Genomic DNA, 19,126 nt, shown 5'->3' on the forward strand with positions numbered 1-19,126 from the left:
CCATGTCGTCACGTACCGCCCATCCATCCGGCACGCACGCGTTCGCGTCGTCGTTCGGCGCGACCTGCGTCGACGCGCAGCACACCCGCTTCCGGCTGTGGGCGCCCGCGAGCCGCACGGCCGCGGTCGAACTGCACGGCGACGAGCGCATCGCGATGCAGGCCGCCGGCGACGGCTGGTTCGAGGTCGTCGCGCGCTGCGGCGCCGGCACGCTGTATCGCTTTCTGCTCGATGATGGCCTCGCGGTGCCCGATCCCGCGTCGCGCTTCCAGCCGTCCGACGTGCACGGCCCGAGCCAGGTCGTCGATCCAGCCGCGTACCGCTGGCGCAACGACACGTGGCGTGGCCGGCCCTGGCACGAGACGGTGCTGTACGAGCTGCACGTCGGTGCCTGCGGCGGCTATGCGAGCGTCGAGCGGCGCCTGTCCGACATCGCCGCGCTCGGCGTGACCGCGCTCGAGCTGATGCCCGTCAACGCGTTCCCCGGTGCACGCAACTGGGGCTACGACGGCGTGCTGCCGTTCGCGCCCGCTGCGTCATACGGCCGGCCCGAGGAGCTGAAGGCGCTCGTCGATGCCGCGCACGGGCTCGGACTGCAGGTGTTTCTCGACGTCGTGTACAACCACTTCGGCCCCGACGGCAACCTGCTGCCGCGCTATGCGCCTGAATTTTTCCGGGCCGACCGGCAGACCGCTTGGGGCCCGGCGATCGATTTCTCGCGCGCGCAGACGAGCGCGTTCTTCATCGACAACGCGCTGTACTGGCTCGACGAATTCCGTTTCGACGGCCTGCGCATCGACGCCGCCCATGCGATCGACGACGATGCATGGCTGCGCGAGCTGGCCCGGCGCGTGCGCACGCATTTCGGCGATGCGCGCCACGTGCATCTGGTGCTCGAGAACGAACGCAATACCGCGAGCCTGCTCGGGCCCAACGGCTTCGATGCGCAGTGGAACGACGACTTCCACAACAGCGCGCACGTGCTGCTGACCGGCGAGCACGAAGGCTACTACCGCGCGTACGCCGACGCGCCGCTGCGCCGTCTCGCGCGCACGCTCGGCGAAGGCTTCGCGTATCAGGGCGAGCCGTCGCCGCTGCATGGCGGTGCGCCGCGCGGCGAGCCGAGCGCGCACCTGCCGCCGACCGCGTTCGTCACGTTCCTGCAGAACCACGACCAGATCGGCAACCGCGCGTTCGGCGAACGGCTGCGCGCGCTCGCGAACGACGACGCGGTGCGCGCCGCGACCGCGTTGATGCTGCTCGCGCCGCAGATTCCGCTGCTGTTCATGGGCGAGGAAGACGGCAGCACGCAGCCGTTCCAGTTCTTCACCGACTATCGCGGCGAGCTCGCCGATGCGGTGCGCGAAGGCCGTCGCCGCGAGTTCGCCGCGTTTTCCGCGTTCGCCGATCCCGCGCATCGCGATGCGATTCCCGATCCGAACGATGTCGCCACGTTCGTGCGCTCGTCGCCGGCCCACGCGGACGACGATGCGTGGCCCGATGCCGACGCATGGCGGCACTTCTATCGCAGCGCGCTGACGGTGCGCGCGGCGCTGGTGACGCCGCACCTGCCCGGCGCGCGCGCGCTCGGCGTCGAGCTGCTGGCGGGTCACGTTAGCCCCGACGCGGAGGCGCTCGTCGCGCGCTGGCGGCTCGGCGACGGCAGCACGCTGACGATCGCGTTCAATCCCGGCTCGCACGACGCGGTGCTGCCCGCGCTGCCGGTCGGCAAGATCGTGTTCGAGACGCCGCCCCGCGCGCGCGACCGGCTCGCCGACCAGCGGCTGCCGCCTCGTACCTGCATCGCGTGGCGCGACGGCGCGGTCAACCACGATGCGCTGAAACACCGCGCGAACGGGCACACGCGACCATGACGACCGACGTACCGATCGCCGAACTCGCGCGCGCGGCCGGGCTCGAACCCGACTGGATCGACGCGGGCGGCGTCGCGCGGCGCGTGACCGACGATTCGCTCGTCGCGCTCGTCGATGCGCTCGGCTGGCCCTGCGGCACGCCGATCGAGCGGGTCGACAGCGCGGCGGCCCTCGTCGATGCGCACGACGCCGCGCCGCCGGTCGTGACGGGCGACGCGGGCGTGCCGCTGACGCTGCCGCGCAGCGTCGCGCCGCGCGGCGCGCGCTGGCGGATCACGCTGGAATCGGGCGAGCACGTCGACGGGCGCGTGGCCGGCGCGGGCGAATACGGCAGGCTGCCGCCGCTCGCGCAGCCCGGCTATCACACGCTCGACATCGGCGAGCACCGCATCGGGCTCGCGATCGCGCCGCCGCGCGCGCGGCCGTTCGCCGCTGGCGACGGCCTGCCGGATGCGCAGCGCCGCTGGGGCATCTCGGCCCAGCTCTACAGCCTGCGGCGCGCGGGCGACGACGGTGCGGGCGACTACACCGCACTCGCGCGCCTCGCCGCGCAGGCCGCGCGGCACGGGGCCGATGCGGTCGCGATCAGCCCGACGCATGCCGGCTATCCGGCGCTGCCCGAGCACAACAGCCCGTATTCGCCGTCGTCGCGGCGCTGGCACAACGTCGCGTATCTCGACTGCGATGCCGTACCAGGCGCCGATGTCGTGCGGCGCACGAACGGCGCGGCGGCGGACGTCGCATCCGCACCGGATACGCCGCTGATCGACTGGCCGCAGGTGCTGCCACAGAAACTGCGACGCCTGCGCGCGTGCTTCGATGCGTGGCGTGCGAACGGCGAACCTGCGCGCGACGCGTTCGAGCAGTTTCGCGCGGCGGGCGGTGCGGCACTCGACGCGCATGCGCGCTTCGACGCGCTGCAGGCGTTCTGCATCGAACACGGGATTGGCGCGGACTGGCGGCACTGGCCCGCGCAATGGCGGATGCCGGCCACCGCCGAGGTCGACGCATTCGCGCACGCGCATGCCGACGCGATTGCGTTCCATACGTTCCTGCAATGGTGCGCGTCGCGCGCGCTCGGCGACGCGCAGCAGGCGGCGCGCGATGCCGGGATGGCGGTCGGGCTGATCGCCGACCTCGCGGTCGGATCCGATCGCGCGGGCAGCGACGCGTGGGCGCACGGCACGACGCTGTTGCGCGGCGTGTCGGTCGGCGCACCACCCGACCTGTTCAATGCGGACGGCCAGGCGTGGGGCGTGACGACGTGGACACCGGCCGCGCTGCGCGCGAACGGCTTCACGCCGTTCCTCGACCTGTTGCGCGCGGCCTTCGCCCATGCCGGCGGGATTCGCATCGATCATGTGCTCGGCTTCGCGCGGATGTGGATCGTGCCGGAAGGCGGATCGGCGCGCGACGGCGCGTACCTGCGTTATCCGCTCGACGATCTGGTGCGGCTCGTCGCGCTGGAGGCCGCGCGGCACCGGGCGGTGGCGATCGGCGAGGATCTGGGCACGGTGCCGGCGGGTTTTCGCGAGCGGCTCGGCGCGCAGGGCATCGCCGGAATGCGCGTGCTGTGGTTCGAACGTGACGCGGATCGCGCATTTCGACCGCCGTCGGCGTGGGATCGCGACACGATCGCGATGACGTCGACGCATGACCTGCCGACCGTGGCCGGCTGGTGGCGGGGTATCGATCTCGAATGGCGGCGGGTGGCGGCCGAGGCCGCTGCGGCGCCGACCAAGCCGCACCCTGCCGGTGACGACGTCGGCCGCGCCGCGGCCGCGCACGACACCGGCCACGACGCACGGATCGATCCGGTCCTGCGTGGCGATGCGCCCGCCGCGGATGACGGCCACGACGCGCCGCCCCCCGCTTCTTTCGACCTCCGCGCCGCCCAGGACGAGCGCACCACCGACCGCGCGGCGTTGTGGCGCGCGTTGCAGCACGCGGGCTGCGCACCGGCCGGCGATCCGATTCCGTCCGCCGACACGCCGCCCGTCGGCGCAGTGCTCGCATACGTCGCGCGCAGCCCGTCGCCGCTCGCGATCGTGCCGCTCGAGGATCTGCTCGCGCTCGACGAGCAACCGAATCTCCCCGGCCCGCCGTGCGGTCATCCGAACTGGCTGCGCCGGCTGCCGCGCGCGGTCGACGCGCTGTTAGACGCCGACGCGCGCACCCGCATTACGGCGATCGAGCACGCGCGCCGAGCGCCGGAGGACGACGCATGACGCCGCGCGCGACCTTGCGATTGCAGTTGCACGCGGGCTTCACGTTCGACGACGCAGCCGCCCACGCCGACTATTTCGCGCGCCTCGGCGTGAGCCATCTGTACCTGTCGCCGATCACGACGGCCGAGCCCGGTTCGCTGCACGGCTACGATACCGTCGACCATCGCGCGATCAGCACGGAGCTCGGCGGCGAGGCCGGCTTCCGGCGCCTGGTCGACGCGCTGCGTGCGCGCGGCCTCGGCGTGATCGTCGACATCGTGCCGAATCACATGGGCGTGGGCGGCGTGTCGAACGGCTGGTGGAACGACGTGCTCGAATGGGGACGGGCGAGCCCGTACGCACGCTACTTCGACATCGACTGGCACCCGCCCGATGCGGCGCTCGACGGCAAGGTGCTGCTGCCCTGCCTCGGCGTGCCCTACGGCGACGCGCTCGCGTCCGGCGACATCACGCTCGGCGCCGATCCATCGGCCGGGCGCTTCTTCATTGCGTGCCCGGGCAGGCGGCTGCCGGTCGCCATCGCGACCTACGCGGAAATCCTGCGCATCGCGAACCGCGCGGACCTGAACGCGCTCGCCGAACGTTTCGCCACCGCGTCGGCGCGCGGCGGCCCGCGTGTCGCGGCCGCGCACGCGGCGCTGCGCGACTACGCCGCCGCTCAGGGCCCGCATGCGTTCGACGCGATATTGCGCGGCGCCGACCCGCGCCGCGCACGCTCGCGCGCGTGCCTGCACCGATTGCTCGAACGCCAGCACTACCGGCTCGCGTGGTGGCGCACGGCCGCCGACGAGCTGAACTGGCGGCGCTTCTTCGACATCGCGACGCTCGCGGCCGTGCGCGTCGAGGACGACGCGGTGTTCGACGCGGTGCACGCGCTGCCGTTGGGCCTCCATGCGGCCGGCTACATCGACGGCCTGCGCGTCGATCACGTCGACGGCCTCGCCGATCCGCGCGCGTATTGCCGGCGCTTGCATGCGCGGCTCGCCGCGCAGCGCGACGAGCGCCCGTATGTCGTCGTCGAGAAGATCCTCGCGCCGGGCGAGACGCTGCGCGACGACTGGCGCGTCGACGGCACGACCGGCTACGACTTCATGAACGACGTCGCCGCGCTGCTGCACGATCCGGCCGGCGCCGCGCCGCTCGCCGCGCACTGGGCGGCCGTGTCGGGGTCCGCGCGCTCGTTCGCGCAGGAAGCGGTGGCCGGCAAGCGGCGCGTGCTGAAGCGCCAGCTCGCCGGCGAACACGCGCGCGTCGCGCGAGCCCTGCATCGCATCGCGCGTGCGGCGCCCGCGACGCGCGACGTCAGCCAGATCGCGATCCACCGCGTGCTCGGCGAACTAGCTGTGCACCTGCCCGTGTACCGGATGTACCCCACGCCCGGCGACGAGCCCACCGGCGCCGATGGCCGCGTGCTGGCGCTCGCGTACGACGCGGCATGCGCCGCAGTCGACCCGTCCGATCGTTACGCGCTCGATCGCGTCGCCGGCTGGCTCGGGCTGCCGGGCATGCGCGTGCCGCGCGCGGATGCCGCGCTGCTGCACGCGGCGCGCGTCGCGTTCGCGCAGCTCACCGCGCCGCTCGCCGCGAAGGGCGTCGAGGACACGGCCAACTACCGGTACGGACGGTTGCTGTCGCGCAACGAGGTCGGCGCCGATGCGGGCGACTTCAGCCTGTCGCGCGGCGCGTTCCATGCGCGCAACCGGCGTCGCGCGCGCACCGTTCCTCATACGCTCGTCGCGACCGCGACGCATGATCACAAGCGCGGCGAGGATGCGCGTATGCGGCTCGCGGTGCTCAGCGAAATGCCGGACGCGTGGCGCGCGGTGTCGCTCGACTGGTCCGCGCTGAACCAGCCGCACCGCGGCGGCGCGCATCGCGATCTCGCGTGGGCGCCGGGACCGGCCGCGGAAGCGATGCTGTACCAGACGCTGGTCGGCTGCTGGCCACCGGGGCTTGCGCCCGACGATGCGACCGCGCTTGCCGCGCTGGCGGAGCGCGTGGTGCGCTGGCAGACGAAGGCTTTGCGCGAAGGAAAGCAGCAGACGGACTGGCTCGCGCCGGACGCCGACTACGAGCGCGCGTGCGAGCAGTTCGTGCGCGCGATCCTGACGCCGCGCGGCGCGGGCGATTTCGTGCACCGGCTGCATGCGTTCGTCGCGCGGATCGCGCCGGCCGGTGTGGTCAATAGTCTCGCGCAGGCGGCGCTGAGAATGGCGTCGCCGGGCGTGCCCGATCTGTACCAGGGGACCGAGTCATGGGATCACTCGCTCGTCGATCCGGACAACCGGCGCGACGTGCCGTTTGCCGCGCTCGCAGCCGAACGGGTCGATGAGCCGGTCGCCGCGTATCTGCGGCACTGGCCCGATGCGCGCGTGAAGCGCGCGCTCGTCGAGCGGATGCTCGCGCTGCGCGCACGCTGGCCCGCGACGTTCGCGGATGGCGCCTATGTGCCGCTGCGCGTGCGCGGCCGGCTCGGCCGGCATGCGGTGGCGTTCGCCCGGCGCGACGAAAGCGCAACGATCGTGGTGATCGTCACGCGGCTCGCGTGCGGCTGGCTGGGCGAAGCGCCGGAATTGCCGCGCGTCGAGCCTCGTGAATGGGGGGATACGGTCGTGGTGCTGCCGCGGGGCGCCGGCGAGCGGTGGATCGACTGGTTGAATGACGGCAGCGAAGTCGAGACGCCGGACGGCACGATGCGGCTCGCTCGCTGTCTGGCGGCGTTGCCGGTTGCGGTGCTGGTGGCAGTCGATTCAAAGCGTCGCGAGCTGTAGTCGGTTTCGTGCAAAGGCGGGTGGCGCCCGGAGGTCAACCTACACACACGGCGGTCCCACCTACCCGCTCAACACGCCAATAACATCGCGGTGGCCGTCTGCGGGCACACACCACGAAACTGGCTGGATGCCAGCAACGGCCCCGGTACATCCCCACGGGCAACCGGCACGAAACCAAAGCCGGTGAAATAGTCCTCCGCGGTCGTCGTCAGCAGTCCGATAGACCGGACCGAGCGTGCTCGACACGTCGCGATCAGCCGTTCCACGATCGCGCTACCGAAGCCTTTTCCGTGCGCGTGCGATACGACGGCAACCGACCGGATCAACGCAAAGTCTTCGTGGTATTCGATACCGCCGCATCCGATCACGTCGAGCAGATCGGCAAGCACGATGAAGTTTCCCAGATGCTCCGCGACGCCGGCCGTCGGCAGGTTCGACGCGCGCAGCAATGCCTCGATCGAGGCAAGGTCGGATAACGCTGCCGAGCGAAATTGCATGACATCGACTCCCGATTGGATTGACAGCACGTTGCGCGTCAGATCCCGCGCTGATTCACCCGCTTCGACAATTCCTCCGCGCTTTCCTTGCGCTCGCTGTACCGGTCGACCAGATACGGGCCGATATCACGCGTCAGCAGCGTGAACTTGACCAGTTCCTCCAGCACGTCGACGACCCGATCGTAATAGGCCGACGGCTTCATCCGCCCCGCTTCGTCGAATTCCATGAACGCCTTGGCCACCGACGACTGGTTCGGGATCGTCAGCATGCGCATCCAGCGCCCCAGCACGCGCATCTGGTTCACCGCGTTGAACGACTGCGAGCCGCCGCTCACCTGCATCACCGCGAGCGTCTTGCCTTGCGTCGGCCGCACGGCGCCGACCGACAGCGGAATCCAGTCGATCTGCGACTTCATGATGCCCGTCATCGCGCCGTGTCGTTCCGGCGAGCACCACACCATCCCTTCCGACCACATCACGAGTTCGCGAAGTTCGACGACTTTCGGATGGCTCTCCGGCGCATCGTCGGGCAGCGGCAGGCCGCTCGGATTGAACACGCGCACCTCCGCGCCCATCGCGGTGAGCAGGCGCTCGGCTTCCTCGACCAGCAGGCGGCTGAACGAACGTTCGCGCAGTGAACCGTACAGCAGCAGGAAACGCGGCGGATGGGTGGACGGCGACGCCGGCCGCAAGCGGCTCGCGTCCGGCACCTGGAACAAAGCGGGATCGAGTTGCGGCAGGTCGGTCAGTCGGTCGGTCATGGAGGGATTCCTGGGTTGGCTCACACGCGCTCGTACCAGCCCTTCGACCGGTTCACGATGCGCACCACCAGCAGCATGACCGGCACCTCGATCAACACGCCGACGACGGTCGCGAGCGCCGCCCCGGAGTGAAAACCGAACAGGCTGATCGCGGCCGCGACGGCGAGCTCGAAGAAATTGGATGCGCCGATCAGTGCGGACGGACACGCGACGTTGTGCTTCTCGCCCACCGCGCGGTTGAGCCAGTACGCGAGCGCCGCGTTGAAGAACACCTGGATCAGGATCGGCACCGCGAGCAACGCGATCACCAGCGGCTGCTTGAGGATCGCTTCGCCCTGGAACGCGAACAGCAGCACGAGGGTGGCCAGCAGCGCGGCGATCGACCACGGGCCGATCCGCGCCATCGCGGCGTCGAACGCGGCCTGCCCGTTTCTCAGCAGCCGCTTGCGCCAAAGCTGCGCGAGGATCACCGGAATCACGATGTAGAGCACCACCGACGTGAGCAGCGTCGCCCACGGCACGGTAATCGCAGACATCCCGAGCAGCAGCCCGACCAGCGGCGCGAACGCGATCACCATGATGCTGTCGTTGAGCGCGACCTGCGACAACGTAAACAACGGATCGCCGCCCGTGAGCCGGCTCCACACGAACACCATCGCCGTGCACGGCGCGGCGGCCAGCAGGATCAGGCCGGCGATGTAGCTGTCGAGCTGGTCCGCCGGCAGCATCGGCGCGAACAACTGCCGGATGAACAGCCAGCCGAGGAACGCCATCGAGAACGGCTTGACGAGCCAGTTCACCGCGAGCGTGACGCCGATTCCCTTCACATGCCGGCGCACTTCATGCAGCGCGCCGAAGTCAACCTTCACGAGCATCGGCACGATCATCACCCAGATCAGCAGCCCGACCGGCAGGTTGACCTGCGCATACTCGATGCGGCCGATCCGCTGGAACAGGCCGGGCAGCAGCTGGCCGAGCGCGATGCCGGCGACGATGCACAGCGCGACCCAGAGCGTCAGGTAGCGTTCGAAGAAGTTGATCGCGGGCTTGACAGCGGCGTTGCGAGGCGGGACGACGTTGGACGTGTTCATCGGACGTGGCTCGGGATGGAGGAAGGCACGCGGCATGCAGGTTCGTGCATGCCGCCGCGCGAGCGCTCAGTTTTGCGCGATGGCGGTCAATGCCGCCTGGAGTTCGGCGTTGCTCATGCGTTCGAGCGGCAGCGCCAGCAGTTGCAGCATCCGGTAGCCGAGCGCCTCGCGCGTCAGTTCGAACGCGAGCTGCTTGCCCGCATCGCCGCCCGTCGCGTTCGACGGATCGGCGTAGCCCCAATGCACTTTCACCGGGCTGCCGGGCCAGTACGGGCAAGCCTCCGCTGCCGCGCTGTCGCATACGGTGATGACGATGCGCATTTCCGGCGCGCCGTCGCCGACGAATTCGTCCCAGCTCTTGCTGCGGTATCCGCTGACGTCGACGCCGGCGCGCGTCAGCGCGTCCAGCGCGAACGGATTGAGCCGGCCGCTCGGCGCACTCCCGGCGCTGTACGCGCGCACGTCGCGGCCGAGCTTCGCGGCCCAGTGATTGAGCATGCCCTCGGCGAGCACGCTGCGCGCGGAGTTGTGAGTACAAAGGATCAGGACGTTGGTGGTCATCGGCGTCGCCGTGAAGGTGGGCTTACGTTGGGTCGGGGCAGGCGGCCGAACAGGCGGAGACGGGCGAGCACGGATTACCGCCGCAGCAGTTCTCGGTGAGGTAGCCGACGAGGCCGTTCATCGTCGCGAAGTTCGCGCAATAGAACACGAAGCGGCCTTCCTGGCGGCTCGTGACGAGCTGCGCGTGGGCCAGTTCCTTCAGATGAAACGACAGCGACGACGGCGGCACGTCGAGCAGCGTCGCGATTTGTCCGGCCGCCAGGCCCGACGGGCCGGCCTGCACGAGCGCGCGGAAGACGGCGAGGCGGGATTCGTGCGCGAGCGCGGAGAGCGCGGCGATGGTCTGGTTCGTTTCCATGTTTCGATAATACTCGAAATGTGGAAACGAGGGAACTTCTGCATCGCAAAAAAGCCTGCCGTGCCAGAACCGGGCGGTTGAGCCACCGGCACCGCCCGGCCCCCGTTACATCATCACGACCATTCTTCCGGCGGCATCTCCCCGCTGTCGTCCTCCCAAAGCGGCTTGCCCGTCGCGTCATTCCCGCCCGTCGTCACCGGCCCGTTGTCGCTCCTGCGCTCGCTGCGCCGAGTGGACTCACGCGACGTCGCCGCGCGCACTCGCGCCCGCGTGCGGGTCGGTGCCACGGTCCGCTGCTCGCCGCCGCGGCGCTCGCCGGTCGAAGCCGCGTCGTTGCTCTGTCGTCTATTCGAATCCGAATTCATATTTGCCCTCCTGAGTCATCGAAGAAAAGAAGAAACCATCGTCCGGGCGCCGCAATTTCGGTGCCGCGCGTCGGGCAAGCGCCTTGCTCTTCCTTGCTATCCGTTTCGTACCCCATCCGGAGGTGACCATGCCGACCGATCGCAGCACGCCCGCCACCCGCCATCGCCTCGGCGGATGGATGGCCAGCGAGGAAGCGCACATGGCCGCGTATCGTGAAAAAATTGCGGGCGAAGCGCGCGCGCATGCCGGCGAACGGCTGCGCACGCCGGCCGTGCAGGAACTCGCGCGGCTGTTCGACGACAATGCCGTGCTGCGCATGAGCCTCACGCGCGCGATCGACGAGGCGCTCGAATCGGGCCGTAAGCTCGGCTACGCGTCGATCGGCGAGTTGATGACCGTGATCGACCACCTGATGACCTACACGCCGCCGTTCAGCGAATCCAGTCTGATCGTGTGCCCGCTGAACGCATTCCTCGACTGGCCGATGTGCATGCCGTCGGGCCACGCGGTGTTTCGCGACGCGGCGGTCAATGCGCACCTGAAGCAGGTGCTGAACGTCTGGTGCGACTTCCTCGGCGGCCCGCATTCGTGCACGCATCTCGACACGTCGGCGCCCGACGGCTGGTTCTGCGACGAAGCGCGCGAGCGGCTGGGCCTGTCGCAGTTCCAGTATCAGGAAGATCAGCCGCACTGGGGCTTCGCTTCGTGGAACGACTTCTTCACGCGCCGGTTTCGCGCGGATGCGCGGCCTGTCACGGCGCCGGGCGATCCGCACGTGATCGTCAGCGCGTGCGAGGCCCAGCCGTATCACGCCGAGTCCAACCTGAAAATCCGCGACAAGTTCTGGATCAAGGGGCAGCCGTATTCGCTGCGCGACATCTTCACGCCGGCGCGGCTGCCGCTCGCCGAACGCTTCGTCGGCGGCGACCTCTATCAGGCGTATCTGAGCGCGTACAACTATCACCGCTGGCACGCGCCGGTGCGTGGCACCGTCACGCATGCGTACCGCGTCGACGGCACCTACTATTCGGTCGCGGAAGCCGAAGGTCCCGATCCGGCCGGACTCAACGACTCGCAGGGCTACATGACGGCGGTGGCCGCGCGCGCGGTGATCGCGATCGATTGCGACGATCCGGGGATCGGCACCGTGGTGGGCGTGTTCGTCGGGATGGGCGACGTGTCGTCGTGCGTGATCGAGGTCATGCCGGGGCAGCGCATCGACAAGGGCGAGGAGATCGGCTATTTCCAGTACGGCGGCTCGACCTACTGCCTGCTGTTCGAACCCGGCGTGATCGACCACTTCGTGCACGCGCCGCCGTTCGACGACGATACGCCCGTCGTGCAGGTCAACGCGCCGGTCGCGATCGCGCGCTGAACGGCGTGCCGGCCCGCGTCGGTGTTGGCGCGCGATGGCGCGATCGCGTTACGCGATTGCCTCACGCATCGGTGCCGCCGTGCCGTTGCATGCACTGCACGATCGACAGGCCGTCAGCGGTCAACGCGGGACGGCTCGCGCCCGACGCGTCGCGACGTATCTCGATCAGTTGTTGTTCGACCAGCGCGACGACGTCGTCGCGGTCGCTCTGAATCTGTTCCGGCGCGCGGTGCACCAGGAACAGCGCGGCAAATTCATGGGCTGTCAGCATGTTCGTCTCCCCCGTGTCCAGCTTCGTGCGAGGCGGCAGGGCACCGCGTCGGCGCGGGCGCGCATCGGGCGCCTACATCGAAAGCTACATGCAGGGAGCGTGCCAGTATGTGAGACGCAGTCGCGCCGCGCGCGGCCTGCGCGCGGCGCGATGTGTCCCTGCGAACCGCGTGACGGCCGCTGCAAAGTTTTCAACCGCGTGTAACGGAGCGGCAACGCCGGCGCGACGGCGAGCCCGATACGGCGTGCGCGCGACCTGGCCCCCGGTGACTTACGATTTCCGCGAGCGGGCCATGCCGGCGCGGGCCGTATTGCCCGCCGCCTTGTCCTGCACGCGGAAGTAGCCGCTGTGCAGCTCGGTGCCGCCCTTGCCGTCGGCGAGCACTTCCGCGCACGCGGCTTCGATGCGTGCACGGCCGCGTTCGAACGCTTCGCGCAGGTCGGCTTCGAGCGCGGAGCGCGCGCCGAAATGATCCTCGAGCGCCTCGACCGTGATCGCGCAGATCTGCGGCTTCCCGTCGAACTCGACGACGAAGCGCATCTGCATCACCGCGCCGTCGAACTCCGGCGGCGCGTCGGTCAGTCTCGCGCGGTGAACGGATTCGGTCGGCATCGCTCACGCTCCTCGCGACGCGAGGGACTGCACCAGCGCGCCGTTGAATGCAGGCAGGTCGTCGGGCTTGCGGCTCGTGATCAGGTTGCCGTCACGCACCACCTCCTCGTCGACCCACTTGCCGCCCGCGTTGCGGATGTCGTCCTGCAGGCTCGGCCAGCTCGTCATCGTGCGGCCTTCCACCAGCCCCGACGACACGAGCAGCCAGCCGCCATGGCAGATCGCCGCGATCGGCTTGCCCGCGCCGACGGCCGCGGTCACGAACTCGCGCGCGGCCGGCAGCATCCGGATCGCGTCGCCGTTGACGACGCCGCCCGGCAGCACCACCGCGTCGTAATCGCCGATGCGCGCATCGTCGAACGTATGGTCGACCTTCACGCGATCGCCCTTGTCGACGTGCCTGAACCCCTGGATCTCGCCGGGCTTCTGCGAGATCACGTCGACCTGCGCGCCTTCCGCCTTCAGCGCGCGCTGCGGCTCGACGAGCTCGGCTTCCTCGAAGCCGTCGACCGCGAGTATCGCTACCTTGCAATGGTCCAGCTTGCCTGTCATGGAATGCTCCCTGTTGTGTTGCGGAACCGGTCGTGCCATGCCCGTCGCGAAGCAAGCGGCGTGCCGCGGCCTCGTCGAGGCAAATCGTACGAGCCGATTTCGACAGGGCACGACCCCGGTAGCGGCCAACGATGGCTCGTAGGTATGCCGCCGCGTGGTGCGCGTGGTGCGCCGCACGTCGGGCGGCGCGGCGCCTGCAAAGATTTCAACGGAATATGTAACGCGACTGCGCGCGCCGCGCTCATTGCAGGTGACGCGCGGCGTCGAGCATCGCGTCGGTCAGCTCGACCGTCACCGTCAGGTCCTCGGTGGCGTCCGACAGTGATTCGAGCGTGGCCTGCACGCTGTCGTGCAGCATCGCGTGCACGCGCATCCGCGCGCCGTCGTCGAGGTCCGCGTAGCGGGCCATCGTGTCGCAGTCGAGCGCAAGCACGACCGCGTGCCGCGCGATGCCCTGCGGTGCATGGGGCGCGAGCGCCCACGCCGCGTGGAACGTGATCCTGCCGGTCTCGACGTCGAGATTCACCGCCGTATCGAGTTCGTCGCTATCGACGTCGTCGGTATCGAGGTCGCTTGCGTCGAACGTAGTTCGGTAATTCGATTGCATGATGTTCTCCTGCGTGGTGGCGGCGTGACGGCCGCGAGGCCGCCGGCCGCCATCGCGCCGCGCCGGCTGTGCCGGCACGACACGGGAAACGTCAATAACCGCTGGAACCCGCGCCGCCGGTGCCGCCCGCGCCACCACCGCCTGCGCCTGCGCCACCGCCGCCTGCGCTGCCGCCGGCCGCGCCGCCGCCGCCCGTGCTGCCGCTACCGCCGGTTCCGGCCCCGCTCGGGCCGCCCGGCTTGGGCCGTACCTGCGGGCGCACGTGCGAGCGGGTGCCGCGCGGCTCCTGCATGCGGGTCGCCGGCGGCGGCGCAGCGGTATTGCCGTTGGTCATGCTGCCCGTTCCCTGCGCCGACGTGTCGTCCGGCGGCGACAGGATGGGCGCGCCGGTGCCCTCACCGGGGCGTTGCGAATTCTGTGCCCACGCGGCCGGCGCCGCGGCGATGAGCGCGACGGCCGCGCATGCGGCGATCCGGCGCGCGGCAGCGTTCGATTCGGATGCTGGTTTCATGGAGCGTTCTCCGTCAATGGAATCGCTGGTCGTGGAATGTCTGTCCTGCCCCTGCGATTCAGCAAGGCCCGTGCCGGTCAGCGGGCGCGGCACGCGGCTTGCGGCCCCGTCACCCGTCATCCCGAACCCGTACGGAGCCCCGCCATGCCTTCAGCTTCCGCTTCCCATCCGCACGGTAAACGCGCGACCCGCCGTCCGGGACGCACCCGCGGCCACGCTTCGCATCCGCGCAAGCGCTGGTCCGCGGACGTCATGCAAAAGAGCGACGCGCTCGACATCGAGCCCGACATCTTCAAGTCGGACGATCCGGGCGAGATCGCCGCTTCGCTCAAGCGCTCGGCCGAACATAGCCGCCGTCGCAAGGCCACACCGTTCCAGTCGGCGATGTCGATGCTGAACTTCTACGTGAATCGCGCCGGCCGCACGCTGCCGAAAACGCGCCGCACGACGCTCGAACGCGCAAAGCGCAAATTGCGCGAGGCGTTCGGGCGCAAGCCGTGACGGCCCCCGCCTGCCTCGTATCGAAACATTCAGCTTCCTCGCATGCATGAAACGCTGTGGTATCTGATCATCGGCGCGGTGCTGATGGGCATGGGTGTCGCGACGTCGGCGCTGCGCCGTCTGCCGTGCAGCACCGCGATGATCTATCTCGTGCTCGGCGTCGCGCTCGGTCCGTCCGGCGTCGGGCTTCTGCACCTCGATATCGAACGCGACGCGCGGCTGCTGCGCGAGATCGTCGAGGTCGCGCTGCTGGTGTCGCTGTTCGCGATCGGGCTGCGGCTGCGCGTGCCGCTGTCCGACAAGCTGTGGCTCGTGCCATGCCGGCTCGGCCTGCTCGCGATGATCGTCACCGTGCCGCTGCTCGCCGGCTGCGCGGTGCTGACGCTCGGCCTCGGCTGGGGCCCCGCGCTGCTGCTCGCGGCGATCCTCGCGCCGACCGACCCGGTGCTCGCGCACGACGTGCAGGTGCACGATCCCGGCGACCGCGATCTGGTGCGCTTCGCGCTGTCCGGCGAAGGCGGGATGAACGACGGGATCGCGCTGCCGTTCGCGCTCGCGGGCCTCGCGCTGTGCGGCGTGCCCGATACGCCGCACGGGCCGCCGCCGTTGTCCGGCACGTTCGCGCTGGCCGTGCTGTGGGGCATCGGCGGCGCTGCCGCGATCGGCGGCCTGCTCGGCGCGGCCACGACCAAGGCGATCGGCCGGCTGCGCACCCGCTATGCGCAGGCGCTCGGCTTCGAAGGCTTCTTCGCGCTCGCGCTGATCGTGCTGTCGTTCGGCGCCGCGCAGTTCGCGCATACGTTCGGCTTCATCGCGACGTTCGCCGCGGGCGTCGCGATGCGCCGCGTCGAGCATCGAGCCAGCGGCGATCGCCCGCCGCGCGAGGTGATCGGCCAGGTCGATTCGGAAGACGTGAGCGCGACCGAGAAACATCCGGAGAAAGTCCACGCGTTCATGGCCGAATCGGTGCTCGATTTCACGATCGAGCTCGAGCGGATCGCCGAGGCGCTCGTGATGACGATGATCGGCAGCGTACTCGGCACGCTGTCGGCTCCGCTCGTCACGTGGGGCGCGGTTGCGCTGGCGCTGGTGCTGTTCGTCGCCGTGCGGCCGTTCGCGGTGCTGCTGACGCTCACCGGCTCACACGCGACGCTTGCGCAGCGGCGGCTGATGGCCTGGTTCGGGATACGCGGAATCGGTTCGTTCTACTACCTTCTGTTCGCGCTCGAGCACGGGCCATCCAGCACGGTGCGGCCGCTCGCGGCGCCGGTGCTTGCCGTCGTGGTGGCGTCGGTGATCGCGCACGGGATCTCCGCGACGCCGCTGATGGATTGGTATTACCGTCTGCAGCACCGGCGCGGACCCTGATTGCGTCACGACGTGCCGAGCCGCGCGCGCATTTGTGCGGTGATTCGCTGGCGCGTGTCGTCATAGCCGTCCCACGGATCGCGCTTCAGTCGATCGAGGCGCTCGTGCAGCGTGTCGATCGTCCATTGCGCGCCGCCCGTCGTGTCGGGCACCTCGTCCCAGCGCAGCGGCACCGACACGCCGAGCCCGGGCCGCGCGCGCACCGAATACGCGGCGATCGTGCTCGCGCCGCGGCCGTTGCGCAGGTAGTCGATGAAGATCTTGCCGCGCCGGTGCTTCGGGCCCATCGTCGCGGTGAAGCGATCGGGCAACGCACCCGCGACATGCTGCGCGACCGCGCGCGAGAAATCCTTCACTTCGTCCCATCCCATGTGCCGCGTGATCGGCACGACGACGTGCAGCCCCTTGCCGCCGCTCGTCTTGCAGAACGAGATGAGGCCGAGTTCGTCGAGCAGCCCGCGCACGAGCTGCGCGGCGTCGATCATCGCGCTCCACGGCAGCGCCGGATCGGGATCGAGGTCGAACACGATCCGGTCGGGCCGCTCGATGTTCGACGCGTGCGCATTCCACGTATGCAGCTCGATCGTGCCCATTTGCGCGGCACCGAGCAGCGCATCGACGCTGTCGAGCGACAGCAGCGGGCCATGGCCCGGATCGAGCCCTTCGTGTTGCGTGACGAACGGGATCTCGCGGCGCTCCGCGTGCTTCTGGAAGAACAGCTCGCCCGAGATGTCGCCCGGTGCGCGCACGAGCGACACAGGGCGACCCTTCAGGTCCCGCAGCAGCCACGGCGCGACCCATTGCCAGTAGCGCGCGAGATCGATCTTGCGCGTGCCGCTGTGCGAGTCGATCACGCGCTCCGGATGGCTGATGCGCACGCGGCCGAGCTGGTCGGGGCCGGTATCGTCGGCCTCGGCGCGACGGGAGCCGCGGGAACGTGCGGGGTGTTTGCCATCGCTTGCGTCGCTCGTGTCGCGCTCCGCGCGCGCCGCGCCCTTGGGTTTGTGCCTTTCGTGCCGCGTGGTTTGACGCTGTTCCATCTGCACCTCCGTTTCCGTATGCTTCGGCACCTCGCGGACGATCCGTGCCGCCGGCTTGTCCTCGCGCAGCGCGATGAACGCGGCCTGCCGCACGATGCCGTCGCCGGTCCATTCCGCGAATTCGCATTCGGCGACGAGCACCGGCTCGATCCAGTGCACGGGCGTGCGCGAGCGTTCGCGCGGCGGCGGATCGAACGGCATCGTGTCGCGTTCGTGCTTGCGCAGGATGGGGGTAAGCCGGTCGAGCATCCGCGTGTCGAAGCCGGTGCCGACGCGGCCGACGTAGCGCAACGGCCCCGGCCCGCGCCGCCGCTTGCCGTCCGCGGCCGGTTCGTGCACGCCGAGCAGCAGCGCGCCGAAGCCGTGCCGGCTGCCCGACGGCTCGGTATAGCCGCCGATCACGAACTCCTGCCGGCGCCGGCACTTGAGCTTGATCCACGCGGGCGAGCGTCCGGCGCGATAGCGCGACTCGGCGCGCTTGCCGATCAGCCCTTCGAGGCCGGTGTCGCATGCGCTCGCGATCAGCGATGCGACGTCGTTGCCGAGATCGGGCGAAAAGCGCAGCCGCGTGGGGTCGCTGTCGGCGAACAAGGGTTCGAGCAACGCGCGGCGCGCGGTGAGCGGCGCGTCGCGCAGGTCGTAACCGTCGAGATAAGGCAGGTCGAACACGAACAGCGTGATCTCGTCCGAATGCCCGCCGCCGAATGCGTTCTGCAACGCCTGGAAATCGGGCAGGCCGTTCTTGCCGAGCACGACGGCCTCGCCGTCGAGCCACGCGGCGTCGACGTCGAGCGCCGCGAGCGCATCGCGTTGCGCGCGCAGCTTCGCGGTCCAGTCGCGGCCTTCGCGCGTCATCAGCTTCACATGCCGGCGCGCGCCCTTGCCGGAAATGCGCGCAAGGATCCGGTAGCCGTCGAACTTCAGTTCATAGCACCAGTCGCCCTGCGTCGGCGGACCGTCGACCAGCGTCGCGAGTTGCGGCGCGACGTGCTCGGGCAGCGGCGCGCGCACCGCGCCTTCGATCCGGGAAGGGTCGATGGGCGTGCCGGCGTGGCCGTCGTGCCGGTGGTCGTCATGCCGCGCCGCGGATGTGCCGGACTTCTCGCGCTGCCCGCTTCGCGACCCGCGCGCCGAGCCGTTCTTCGCGTCCGCCCGCGCCGACGCCGCGCCGTCGTGCACACTGCCCGGCCGCTCGCCGACGACGTCGAATTCGTCCATGCTGCGCGCGTCGTCGTCGCGCTCCTTGATCAGCAGCCACTGCTCCTGCCGCCCCTCCTGCCGCCCGCTGCGCACGAGCGCCCAGCCGCCGTGCAGCTTTTCGCCATCGAGCCGGAACGTCAGCTTGCCCGCGCGATAGCCTTCGCGTGCCTGCGCAACCCCGCCATCGGGCGTCCACGTGCCTTCGTCCCATACGACGACCGAGCCCGCGCCGTAATGGCCCTCCGGAATCTGGCCTTCGAACGACGCGTATTCGAGCGGATGGTCCTCGACGTGCACCGCGAGGCGCTTCACCGACGGATCGAAGCTCGGCCCCTTCGGCACGGCCCACGACTTCAGCGTGCCATCGAGTTCGAGCCGAAAGTCGTAGTGCAGTCGCCGCGCGTGGTGCTCCTGGATCACGAAGCGCAGCGGGTGAGTGCCCCGTGCGCTCGCGCGCGCGGCGGGCTTCGCACCGGCCTTCGCATGATGCCCGTGCGCGCCTTCGGGTTCCGGCGTCGCGCCGAAGTGGCGCTTGCGCCGATACGGATCGAGCTTGCCGGCCATCGCATCACCTCGCGTCGT

The 19,126-nt window shown here is 70.0% G+C and carries 18 protein-coding genes; 6 read left to right on the forward strand and 12 right to left on the reverse strand.

Going from position 1 to position 19,126, the window contains the following annotated elements; all coding sequences use genetic code 11:
• Positions 1-2: 2 nt before the first annotated feature.
• Genes treZ through treY form a run of 3 tightly spaced genes read left to right on the forward strand, consistent with a single transcriptional unit; the run spans position 3 to position 6,873 of the window.
• Complete coding sequence (gene treZ / locus BAMB_RS27875) at positions 3-1,874, forward strand: malto-oligosyltrehalose trehalohydrolase (protein WP_011660500.1); 1,872 nt, start codon at positions 3-5, stop codon at positions 1,872-1,874.
• Positions 1,871-4,102: a 4-alpha-glucanotransferase gene (gene malQ / locus BAMB_RS27880; RefSeq protein WP_011660501.1), complete on the forward strand. Its 2,232-nt coding sequence runs from the start codon at positions 1,871-1,873 to the stop codon at positions 4,100-4,102. The genes treZ and malQ overlap by 4 nt, the downstream gene beginning before the upstream one ends.
• Positions 4,099-6,873 (forward strand): malto-oligosyltrehalose synthase, encoded by a 2,775-nt coding sequence (gene treY, locus BAMB_RS27885; RefSeq protein WP_011660502.1) that lies wholly within the window; start codon positions 4,099-4,101, stop codon positions 6,871-6,873. Before malQ ends, treY begins: the two co-directional genes overlap by 4 nt.
• Positions 6,874-6,941: 68 nt before the next feature.
• Here the strand turns inward: treY and arsN2 are convergent, their stop codons facing one another.
• The 6 genes from arsN2 to BAMB_RS27915 all read right to left on the reverse strand — a co-directional run bounded on the left by arsN2 (position 6,942) and on the right by BAMB_RS27915 (position 10,506).
• Positions 6,942-7,370, reverse strand: coding sequence for an arsenic resistance N-acetyltransferase ArsN2 (arsN2, locus tag BAMB_RS27890; protein WP_011660503.1), 429 nt, complete (start codon positions 7,368-7,370; stop codon positions 6,942-6,944).
• Between the two features lie 38 nt (positions 7,371-7,408).
• Positions 7,409-8,131, reverse strand: a complete 723-nt coding sequence (arsH, locus tag BAMB_RS27895) for an arsenical resistance protein ArsH (RefSeq protein WP_011660504.1) — start codon at positions 8,129-8,131, stop codon at positions 7,409-7,411.
• A gap of 20 nt (positions 8,132-8,151) precedes the next feature.
• Positions 8,152-9,222 carry an ACR3 family arsenite efflux transporter gene (gene arsB / locus BAMB_RS27900; protein WP_041491742.1) on the reverse strand — a complete coding sequence of 357 codons (1,071 nt, stop codon included), beginning with the start codon at positions 9,220-9,222 and terminating at the stop codon, positions 8,152-8,154.
• A 66-nt stretch (positions 9,223-9,288) separates the two neighbouring features.
• Entirely contained in the window at positions 9,289-9,783 is a 495-nt protein-coding gene (locus BAMB_RS27905; RefSeq protein ID WP_011660506.1) for an arsenate reductase ArsC, read from the reverse strand.
• A 22-nt stretch (positions 9,784-9,805) separates the two neighbouring features.
• Entirely contained in the window at positions 9,806-10,141 is a 336-nt protein-coding gene (locus BAMB_RS27910; RefSeq protein ID WP_011660507.1) for an ArsR/SmtB family transcription factor, read from the reverse strand.
• Between the two features lie 113 nt (positions 10,142-10,254).
• A complete protein-coding gene (locus BAMB_RS27915; RefSeq protein ID WP_041491743.1) occupies positions 10,255-10,506 on the reverse strand; it encodes a hypothetical protein in 252 nt (83 codons plus the stop codon).
• A 128-nt stretch (positions 10,507-10,634) separates the two neighbouring features.
• On the opposite strand from BAMB_RS27915, the gene BAMB_RS27920 reads away from it, so the two are divergent.
• A complete protein-coding gene (locus tag BAMB_RS27920; RefSeq protein ID WP_011660508.1) occupies positions 10,635-11,882 on the forward strand; it encodes a phosphatidylserine decarboxylase family protein in 1,248 nt (415 codons plus the stop codon).
• 61 nt (positions 11,883-11,943) lie between these two features.
• Here BAMB_RS27920 and BAMB_RS27925 read toward each other — a convergent pair whose 3' ends face one another.
• The 5 genes from BAMB_RS27925 to BAMB_RS27945 all read right to left on the reverse strand — a co-directional run bounded on the left by BAMB_RS27925 (position 11,944) and on the right by BAMB_RS27945 (position 14,435).
• Positions 11,944-12,153, reverse strand: coding sequence for a hypothetical protein (locus BAMB_RS27925; RefSeq protein WP_011660509.1), 210 nt, complete (start codon positions 12,151-12,153; stop codon positions 11,944-11,946).
• Positions 12,154-12,423: 270 nt separating this feature from the next.
• Positions 12,424-12,765, reverse strand: a complete 342-nt coding sequence (locus tag BAMB_RS27930; protein ID WP_011660510.1) for a DUF1488 family protein — start codon at positions 12,763-12,765, stop codon at positions 12,424-12,426.
• A 3-nt stretch (positions 12,766-12,768) separates the two neighbouring features.
• The gene (locus BAMB_RS27935; protein ID WP_011660511.1) at positions 12,769-13,317 is read right to left on the reverse strand and encodes a type 1 glutamine amidotransferase domain-containing protein; all 549 of its coding nucleotides are present in this window, start codon (positions 13,315-13,317) and stop codon (positions 12,769-12,771) included.
• Between the two features lie 241 nt (positions 13,318-13,558).
• The gene (locus BAMB_RS27940; RefSeq protein WP_011660512.1) at positions 13,559-13,924 is read right to left on the reverse strand and encodes a DUF3022 domain-containing protein; all 366 of its coding nucleotides are present in this window, start codon (positions 13,922-13,924) and stop codon (positions 13,559-13,561) included.
• A gap of 91 nt (positions 13,925-14,015) precedes the next feature.
• On the reverse strand, positions 14,016-14,435 hold the full coding sequence (locus BAMB_RS27945; protein ID WP_041491744.1) for a hypothetical protein: 420 nt from the start codon (positions 14,433-14,435) through the stop codon (positions 14,016-14,018).
• Between the two features lie 144 nt (positions 14,436-14,579).
• Here BAMB_RS27945 and BAMB_RS27950 point away from each other — a divergent pair, with 144 nt between their 5' ends.
• Both BAMB_RS27950 and BAMB_RS27955 read left to right on the forward strand, forming a co-directional pair.
• On the forward strand, positions 14,580-14,936 hold the full coding sequence (locus tag BAMB_RS27950; RefSeq protein ID WP_011660514.1) for a DUF3175 domain-containing protein: 357 nt from the start codon (positions 14,580-14,582) through the stop codon (positions 14,934-14,936).
• A 42-nt stretch (positions 14,937-14,978) separates the two neighbouring features.
• Entirely contained in the window at positions 14,979-16,304 is a 1,326-nt protein-coding gene (locus tag BAMB_RS27955; RefSeq protein ID WP_011660515.1) for a cation:proton antiporter, read from the forward strand.
• 5 nt (positions 16,305-16,309) lie between these two features.
• Here BAMB_RS27955 and ligD read toward each other — a convergent pair whose 3' ends face one another.
• The gene (gene ligD / locus BAMB_RS27960; protein ID WP_011660516.1) at positions 16,310-19,108 is read right to left on the reverse strand and encodes a DNA ligase D; all 2,799 of its coding nucleotides are present in this window, start codon (positions 19,106-19,108) and stop codon (positions 16,310-16,312) included.
• Between the last annotated feature and the right edge of the window lie 18 nt (positions 19,109-19,126).

It is taken from the genome of Burkholderia ambifaria AMMD (genome assembly GCF_000203915.1).
Lineage (GTDB): Bacteria > Pseudomonadota > Gammaproteobacteria > Burkholderiales > Burkholderiaceae > Burkholderia > Burkholderia ambifaria.

What these genes read in the sequence shown, in the direction of transcription:
- treZ (WP_011660500.1), top strand. Translation starts at nt 3, where the DNA reads ATGTCGTCACGTACCGCCCATCCATCCGGCACGCACGCGTTCGCGTCG.
- malQ (WP_011660501.1), top strand. Translation starts at nt 1,871, where the DNA reads ATGACGACCGACGTACCGATCGCCGAACTCGCGCGCGCGGCCGGGCTC.
- treY (WP_011660502.1), top strand. Translation starts at nt 4,099, where the DNA reads ATGACGCCGCGCGCGACCTTGCGATTGCAGTTGCACGCGGGCTTCACG.
- arsN2 (WP_011660503.1), bottom strand. Translation starts at nt 7,370, where the DNA reads ATGCAATTTCGCTCGGCAGCGTTATCCGACCTTGCCTCGATCGAGGCA.
- arsH (WP_011660504.1), bottom strand. Translation starts at nt 8,131, where the DNA reads ATGACCGACCGACTGACCGACCTGCCGCAACTCGATCCCGCTTTGTTC.
- arsB (WP_041491742.1), bottom strand. Translation starts at nt 9,222, where the DNA reads ATGAACACGTCCAACGTCGTCCCGCCTCGCAACGCCGCTGTCAAGCCC.
- BAMB_RS27905 (WP_011660506.1), bottom strand. Translation starts at nt 9,783, where the DNA reads ATGACCACCAACGTCCTGATCCTTTGTACTCACAACTCCGCGCGCAGC.
- BAMB_RS27910 (WP_011660507.1), bottom strand. Translation starts at nt 10,141, where the DNA reads ATGGAAACGAACCAGACCATCGCCGCGCTCTCCGCGCTCGCGCACGAA.
- BAMB_RS27915 (WP_041491743.1), bottom strand. Translation starts at nt 10,506, where the DNA reads ATGAATTCGGATTCGAATAGACGACAGAGCAACGACGCGGCTTCGACC.
- BAMB_RS27920 (WP_011660508.1), top strand. Translation starts at nt 10,635, where the DNA reads ATGCCGACCGATCGCAGCACGCCCGCCACCCGCCATCGCCTCGGCGGA.
- BAMB_RS27925 (WP_011660509.1), bottom strand. Translation starts at nt 12,153, where the DNA reads ATGCTGACAGCCCATGAATTTGCCGCGCTGTTCCTGGTGCACCGCGCG.
- BAMB_RS27930 (WP_011660510.1), bottom strand. Translation starts at nt 12,765, where the DNA reads ATGCCGACCGAATCCGTTCACCGCGCGAGACTGACCGACGCGCCGCCG.
- BAMB_RS27935 (WP_011660511.1), bottom strand. Translation starts at nt 13,317, where the DNA reads ATGACAGGCAAGCTGGACCATTGCAAGGTAGCGATACTCGCGGTCGAC.
- BAMB_RS27940 (WP_011660512.1), bottom strand. Translation starts at nt 13,924, where the DNA reads ATGCAATCGAATTACCGAACTACGTTCGACGCAAGCGACCTCGATACC.
- BAMB_RS27945 (WP_041491744.1), bottom strand. Translation starts at nt 14,435, where the DNA reads ATGAAACCAGCATCCGAATCGAACGCTGCCGCGCGCCGGATCGCCGCA.
- BAMB_RS27950 (WP_011660514.1), top strand. Translation starts at nt 14,580, where the DNA reads ATGCCTTCAGCTTCCGCTTCCCATCCGCACGGTAAACGCGCGACCCGC.
- BAMB_RS27955 (WP_011660515.1), top strand. Translation starts at nt 14,979, where the DNA reads ATGCATGAAACGCTGTGGTATCTGATCATCGGCGCGGTGCTGATGGGC.
- ligD (WP_011660516.1), bottom strand. Translation starts at nt 19,108, where the DNA reads ATGGCCGGCAAGCTCGATCCGTATCGGCGCAAGCGCCACTTCGGCGCG.